Annotated in this window: 5 protein-coding genes; 2 read left to right on the top strand and 3 right to left on the bottom strand. The window is 46.9% G+C overall.

The genetic code is table 11. From position 1 onward, the window contains the following. Positions 1–313 precede the first annotated feature (313 nt). Entirely contained in the window at positions 314–2,449 is a 2,136-nt protein-coding gene (locus QUA58_RS25810) for a CHASE2 domain-containing protein (RefSeq protein ID WP_445301902.1), read from the bottom strand. A 473-nt stretch (positions 2,450–2,922) separates the two neighbouring features. Here QUA58_RS25810 and QUA58_RS25805 point away from each other — a divergent pair, with 473 nt between their 5' ends. Next, complete coding sequence (locus QUA58_RS25805; RefSeq protein WP_333255000.1) at positions 2,923–3,507, top strand: peptidase M15; 585 nt, start codon at positions 2,923–2,925, stop codon at positions 3,505–3,507. Positions 3,508–3,647: 140 nt separating this feature from the next. Here the strand turns inward: QUA58_RS25805 and QUA58_RS25800 are convergent, their stop codons facing one another. Beyond that, positions 3,648–4,574 carry a vitamin K epoxide reductase family protein gene (locus tag QUA58_RS25800; protein ID WP_333396783.1) on the bottom strand — a complete coding sequence of 309 codons (927 nt, stop codon included), beginning with the start codon at positions 4,572–4,574 and terminating at the stop codon, positions 3,648–3,650. A gap of 325 nt (positions 4,575–4,899) precedes the next feature. Continuing rightward, the gene (gene btpA, locus QUA58_RS25795) at positions 4,900–5,784 is read right to left on the bottom strand and encodes a photosystem I biogenesis protein BtpA (protein WP_333255026.1); all 885 of its coding nucleotides are present in this window, start codon (positions 5,782–5,784) and stop codon (positions 4,900–4,902) included. Between the two features lie 407 nt (positions 5,785–6,191). Here btpA and QUA58_RS25790 point away from each other — a divergent pair, with 407 nt between their 5' ends. Then, positions 6,192–7,178 (top strand): GDSL-type esterase/lipase family protein, encoded by a 987-nt coding sequence (locus QUA58_RS25790; protein ID WP_333396780.1) that lies wholly within the window; start codon positions 6,192–6,194, stop codon positions 7,176–7,178. Positions 7,179–7,237: the final 59 nt, after the last annotated feature.

The following is a 7,237-nucleotide window of genomic DNA, read 5'->3' as shown; positions in this document are numbered from 1 at the left end:
CTAGCTAATTTACGATGATTACATTTACGTCCTAGAACTTAACTATACAGAGGCTTTGAGTGTTTTCGGAGATGTCTTATGACTATCATGGTTTCGTGCAGGGGCCTACAGTTGCATTCTTTTTTTAGACTGATATGGCAACCGCCAAGACTGTTAAAACTTTTTTAATTGCTGAGACCCTTGATTTTATTGCTTGTTCCTTCTACTTCCTTCCTTCTCTCGCGACGATAGCTAAAGCGTTCTGACTTCTCTCGCGACGATAGCTAAAGCGTTCTGACTTCTTCCTTCTTCCGACTTCCATTTCTCTTCTGTGTTAAGAAAACTGATATTGATTTTTCCCCCGTTCCTTAGCACGATACATCGCAGCATCAGCATTTTTGACTAAAATTTCTGACTCTCGACCGTCAGTTGGATACAAACTAATGCCAATACTTGTAGTTACAGAAACTGTATGTTCTTCTAAAATAAAAGGCTGCACGATGGCATCGCAAATTTTTTTAGCTACTTTCGCAGCTTCCTCGCTACCGGGAATTGCCGACAGGATGACTGTGAACTCGTCGCCGCCCAGTCGCGAGATAATATCGCTGCCGCGCAAGCATTTTCTGAGCCTGCTGGCAACTGCTTTTAACAGCAAATCGCCCACATTGTGTCCGAGAGTGTCGTTGACCGACTTAAATCCATCTAAATCTAAAAACAGTAAAGCTACCAATTCTTGATTGCAAAAAGCTCTTTCTATAGATAGATGCAAACATTCGTAAAACATTTTACGGTTGGGCAAACCTGTAAGAGCATCGTGAGAAGCTTGGTGGCTGAGTTCAGCATTTTTTTGCTCTAAAGCGTCTTCCCGGAGTTTGCGCTCGGTAATGTCTCTGATCGCTCCGACTAAAAATAAGTTGCCGGCAGCATCTTTGTGCAGGGTTCTTTTCGTCGCAATCAGATGCGTAATTCCGTGAGCGTCGGTAAAATATTCTTCATTTTCTTGCGGCTGTTGAGTTTGTAATACTAATTCGTCTTGCTGCCAAAATATATCGGCTTCGGCTTGGGGAAATAAGTCGTAATCTGTGCGACGGGTTAAAATTTCCAAAGGATAGCCGATTAACCGACAATATGCCTGATTCAACACAACCCAGCGGTGATTTATATCTTTGACAAAAATCGGGTCTGGAATTGTATCGATTAGCGATTGTAAAAATTCTTTAGAGCGTTTTAGTTCTTCTTGCAAGTGAGCCAGATAACCGACAACTGTTACGCCAGAACCCAAAAGACTGAGGATTGCAGGAATTAACGGCAGCCACCAACCAACTAAAAAAGCTAAGTATAAACTGGCACTCAAACCGAGACAGATACTTGACAAAAACCAAGCCGATCGCCTGATCGATCGCAACTTCCAGCTCACACTCGCTCCCGCCCAAGACCACAGTAAAATCCACAGCAACTCCGCAGCCTCTGGCCAGACATTGATACCCCCGCGCCCGTCAAGGGCAGCACTCAAAATTTGGCTCAAGAAATGAGCCTGAAGCTCGACTCCCGGTATTTGCTGGGGAGGAGCAAACAAACCCGAACTGTAAGCGTTTTGGTAAAAGTCTTTGAGGCTGGCGGCATTTGAGCCGATCAAAACAGCGCGCGATCGCACAAAATCCGCCGGTACTTTGCCAGAAAGCACGTCACTCATCGATACAGTGCGGAAACTGCCGATCGGGCCGCGCAGGTTGGTCAAAATTTGATAGCCGCGGCTGTCCGCTCGCACGTAAGCACCGTCATTCGGCTCAAAAGGTCGAAACACCCCCTTACCTAACTGCAAGTATTTAGGATTGACAGTTGCTGGCTCAGGGGAAATCCCTTCGCCTTCGAGGTAAAGCAAAGCTAGTTTGAGCGCGAAGCTTTCATGAGTTTTGCCGTCTCCCGGCCAAGAGTACAGCAAAGCTCGGCGCACTTTACCGTCAGCATCGATGACAACATTGTTGAAACCGACGCGCGAGAGCTTGTCAAGTACGGGAGGGGGCTGAACTCCAATCCTGGTTTCGTCTGGCATCAACTCAATGCCGATTAAGTTGGGAATAGTTTTAAAAGTTTTGAGCAATTCGGCGTTACCCGGTTGAGTCGGCAAATCTCGGTAAACGTCGAGGCCGATCGCCAGCGGCTTGCCAGCGTGCAATTTTTGCAGCAATTGAGCCAATACAGCATCGGAAATTGGGTAGCCGTATTTTTGCAAGTCAGCTTCTTTGATTTCGACAATGGCGATGCGTGAGTCAATTGGTTCGGCTGGCCGCCCGCGCACAAAGTGGTCGAAAGCAGTCCATTCCAACACCTGCAAAAATCCGAACCAGCGCAGTACAATCACCGTACCGGCAACGGTACTGGCAGTAATCAATACTCTGCGTTCTCGATCGAGCCATTTTTTGATAGTTTCTATCATGCTTTGGGAGTTTTTGCCTCGCCCTTCGAGCATCTAAGCTACTACTACATATAGCTTTTATATCTTCGGGGCGATCGGCTCGATTTTAGATTTTAGATTTTAGATGTTAGATTATCCAATTTTTTGGTTTTTCGGTGCAGGCGATCGAGTTCCAACCCCCGTAAAGTTGATTCATCCTTCTATTTCAGCACCCTGAGTGACACTTCAGTCGTTAAGTGCCACCTGCTGCCTATTGATTCGCAGTTGCCCCTATTATTGGCAAATTTTACATAAACTATACAAGTACCAACTCATTTCTCATGTGATGTTCTTAAAAAAAGCCAGAGAAGCAGAGCCAGATCAACGCCTGAAAAGTGATAAAATTAGAAAATCTATAGCGCCGATTTGTCAAAGGTGGCTGGATTGTTAGGTTTTTATACAAACAAACCCAAAAACAAATTAGAAAGCCACAAACTGTTAAAGTTTTGGAAGAGTTAGGACGTGTTCAACTCTCTAAAAGTTTTTTTATGCGTGAGTTTCTTTATTCAGAAATCTCTCAAATTGAAGGTATACCTAATATTCCAGATTGTCCTGATTTGGCGATCGCGGCAGGAAGGAAACTGTGCGAGCAGGTACTTGAGCCAATTCAAGACGCTCTGGGCAGGATCAGTATTCGTTCGGCCTACCGCTCTTGTGCTGTGAATGCCAAAGGAGCAGAGAATAGCAACCAATATAGCTGCGCTAGCAATGAGTCAAACTATGCAGTACACATCTGGGATGTCAAAGATACTGATGGGTACATGGGAGCAACAGCTTGTATTGTCGTCACTTCATTTATCCCTTACTATGAGCGCACTCAAGATTGGACAGCGTTGGCCTGGTGGATACACGATCACATTTATGCTTGTGCAGGGATGACCTTTTTCCCGAAGTATGCGGCATTCAATATTAGTTGGAGCGAGAACCCCAAGCCTTCAAAGGTGATTGATAGCTACGTGAAGAATCCGCACACTGGTAAGCGTGGATATTTAACAAAGGAGGGAATGGATAATTTTGCAGGTTCCCACGAGCAGTTTTATCGAGAGTTTATTGAGCAGTTGCCAGCCAGCTAACCAGTCGGTAGGTAACGTAATTAACAAGAGGGAAAGCACATCGCAAAACTAACCTAAACTGTTAGCCAAAACTGGTAAAAGGAGCAAAGGGGAGTTCCCAAACGGCTAACAGCAGTGAACTCTCGGATCGTATGTCAAAGTCAGTTTTGAAAGTTGCGCGGGCCAGTGTAACCGGATAACTCAGCGAGTTTATCCACAGTTTGTGTCCCCGAATAAAACTGACCTTGAATTTCCCAAGTAGGGAAACCTTTAATATTTGCAGCAGCAGCTTGGCAAATTTCAGCGCGGGAATTTTGCCCTTTGGGATCGCATTCAAAATAATCAACTATTTTGGCTGCTTCTTTCCCAAACAGCATTTTTTGATCGTGACAGTGGGGACACCAGTAAGCGCCATATTCTTTAGCGCCGATTTGTCGGAGGTGGCGGGCTAAAGCAATTTGTGCGGGCCCGGAGGTTGTGGTGACTGCAGGGGGTAAAATTCCGGGGGTAGAAGAAACAAAAGGAGCGGGTGAGCTGACGCTGTTGTAGAGCGCTAAAGCGCCGATCGAACTTACCATCCCTACCAAGATGCCTGTAAACACCAATTGTCCGATATCTTCCCAGTCGCGCCCGACTAGCACCAGCACAAACAGCGACAGGGAAAATAGGGCGGAACTGATGCAGTAAATGCACAATTCCTGAATTTCAAAAGCCATTAAATACATCAAATAGCTGCTGAATATTAGCATCGCAGCGGTGATGATAAATAGGGCTTGCCAAGTCCAATTTTCCAGTTGAGAGTGCAGTTGTTTGTTGTTGTCGGGATTGACGGCTTTGGGAGCTAATGCCAGGATTGCGATGCTTAGGTAAGCGAGGCAACCTAATAAACTTAAAGGCACTGTGCCAAAGACTGTAGCGTAGGGACTGTTGAGAACTTTGTCGCATCCGCTGGTGGGACAAATTACTGAGTTTGTTGTGAATTTAGCGATCGTCAGATAGGCCGTTTCTACGACGCCGATGGCTGCGATCGCTGCCATCACCGTTCTAGACCAGCGATGAATCCAAGGGGTTGAACGTCGGCGAATCATTTTTTTGATTTGGTAGTTACTAATTGGTAGTTAGTCAGTAGTCAGTAGTCATTAGTCAGTAGTCATTAGTCAGTAGTCATTAGTCATTAGTCATTAGCATTTTGTAGGGGCGGGTTTAGCTAAGGATCTATGATACAAATGACTAAAAAAATGGCAAAACCCGCCCTCTTTCTTTCTCTTTAATCGGTCATCAGTCATCAGTTATTAGCATTTTTTAGGGCGGGTTTAGCTAAGGATCTATGATACAAATGACTCAAATTGTAGACTTTTGTTCAACCTCCAAGATGAATCTTTGGGGTAAAATCTAAAATCTAAAATCTAAAATCTAAAATCGACCGACTTTGCCCGGTTCCGGTGTTAGCCCTCTCGAACCATTAGCGTTTTTGTTTTCTTGTTCGAGTTCTTTTTCGGAAAAGCTGCGACGGGCGGCTTCTACAAATTGACTGACGCGGATGGGATCTATCGGCTGTTCGATGCGGCCGTTTCGCTTCAGCGAACTCGACACGATTACGCCGTCAGCGGCCTGCATGAGGGTGGAAATGTTTTCCCACGATGCACCGCTACCGATGAAAACAGGAGTTTCCCCCGCTGCTGCACTCGCGAGTTCTAAGTCTTCGAGATTGGGAGGGCTGCCGGTTGTCCAGCCGGAAAGAATTACGGCATCGGCTAAGGCGCGCCCGATCGTCTCTTGGACGGCTGTGGTCAAGTTGGGGCTGCCTAGGGGTCGCCCGTGCTTGACTAACACGTCTGCTAATATTTTGACATCGCTGCCCAATTCCCGACGGTAGCGCAGGAGCTGGTGAGCTTGGCCTTCAATTAAGCCTTGGTCTGTAGCCATGATGCCGTTGAGGACGTTGACGCGGATGAATTGAGCTCCCGTGCAGGAGGCGATGGCGATCGCGCTGTGGGCGTCGTTTCGCAGCACGTTAACGCCGATCGGCAGCGTCACGAGATTGGTTAGCCTCTCGACTACCAGAGTCATGGCACTTACCACAGCCGGATCTACGCAGTCTTTGGCAAAAGGAGCGTCGAAAAAGTTCTCGACTATGATACCGTTTGCGCCACCCGAAGCCAGCGCTGTAGCCTCTTGCTCGGCTCTTCCGATAATAGCTTTGAGGTTTCCGCCCCAGCGGGGAGAAGTTGGCAAAGGCTGTAAATGTACGACACCGATTATGGGATTCGGCGTTTTGAATATTTGTTTTAAGTCCACGGATTTTCCTGAAACCACCAAGTTCACTGACGGCTGACGGCGGATTTTGACGGTATATTCTAGAATTCTATATCCACGGGGGCGATTCGGTTGACTTAATCGGGCTGCCAACTTGCTCAAACCCCTAAGCCATAACATTTTAGAGTTTAGATTTTAGATTTTAGATTTTACAAGGACGACCTACTGATTTCACTCAAAGACGGATACTTGCTTCAAGACAGGAGTCCTTGAAAGCAAAAAAGTTTAGATTTTAGGGATATCTCCCAGATTCATCTGTGGAGTCAATGCTTTAATCTTTAATCTAAAATCGACTGACTACAATCGGGGTTGAGAGCTTGACTGCAGTTGCATTCTTTTTTATACCTTGGTGTCGGCAGGGGTTTTTCCTTCTCTATCGAGGTTAAGTGGTGGAAGTTGTTCTCATAATTTTGGCTGTCACCGCAGGATTGGGGGCAGCAATCGAAGTGCTGCTGCGGGTGCTGCTGGGTTTTGGCAATCCCTTGATTTACATTGCCGATGCCGAGTGCGGCTATTTGTTGGCGCCCAACCAAAGGGTGCGTCGCTTGGGCAACCGGATTGAGATTAACGAGTATTCGATGCGTAGCCCAGCGATCGCCCCGATCGCCCCTACAGAAACTCTGCGCGTCTTGCTGTTGGGAGATTCTGTCGCCAACGGCGGTTGGTGGACACATCAGACAGATACGATCTCGGAAATTATGGCTCGGAATTTGAGACTGCAAGTACAGAATCTGGCGATCGATTCACAATTAGGTTCACAAGTCAACTATTCAAATTTTGAAGTTCTCAACGCCTCAGCCAATTCTTGGGGACCGAGGAATCAACTTGCTTACGCCAAGCGGTTCGGTGTTTTTGGGGCAAAGGCTTTGGTTTTGCTGCTCAATACGGACGATTTGTTTGCATCGGCTCCTTGTGCTCTGGTTGTGGGGCGCGATAGATCTTACCCGGATCACAAACCCCGATCGGCTACCCTAGAGTTATTGAGCCGCTACCTGCTACCTGCAGTGCCGACTCCCCAATTGGCAGCACCCGGAGCCACAAGCGGCGATGTAGTAGGCTGCAACTTAGAAGCTATTCGCCACATCCAGAAAATAGCTGTATCCGCCAACGTCGAGTTTTTGCTAGCCGTCACGCCTAAGCGGGGTGAACTCGGCGGCCCGGGCCCTCGCGACTGGGAAGTCAAAGCTAGAGCGCGTCTCGCCGAACTCGTAGAAACAGAGAAAATTACTTACATAGATTTTCTTCCCATTTTCAATTGTGCGGCAGAATTTCCAACTTTGTATCGAGACAGCATTCACCTGAGTCCTCAAGGCAATCAGCTAGTTAGCAAAACCATCAGTCGTCAAATAGTCGCTCTTTGTTGGCATAAATCGTGACTTCACCTAAAGACGGATACTTGCCCACGACTTCTGTTGTCGAAAGCAAAAAAGTTGAA

It is taken from the genome of Microcoleus sp. N9_A1 (assembly GCF_036701795.1).
GTDB lineage: Bacteria > Cyanobacteriota > Cyanobacteriia > Cyanobacteriales > Microcoleaceae > Microcoleus.
The sequence above is the reverse complement of the archived record's forward strand: the minus strand, read 5'-3'. Positions and strand labels throughout refer to the sequence as shown.

Bases quoted from the DNA above. Each gene is read 5' to 3' on its own strand.
- QUA58_RS25800 (WP_333396783.1), bottom strand. From the start codon at position 4,574: ATGATTCGCCGACGTTCAACCCCTTGGATTCATCGCTGGTCTAGAACG.
- QUA58_RS25810 (WP_445301902.1), bottom strand. From the start codon at position 2,449: ATGCTCGAAGGGCGAGGCAAAAACTCCCAAAGCATGATAGAAACTATC.
- QUA58_RS25805 (WP_333255000.1), top strand. From the start codon at position 2,923: ATGCGTGAGTTTCTTTATTCAGAAATCTCTCAAATTGAAGGTATACCT.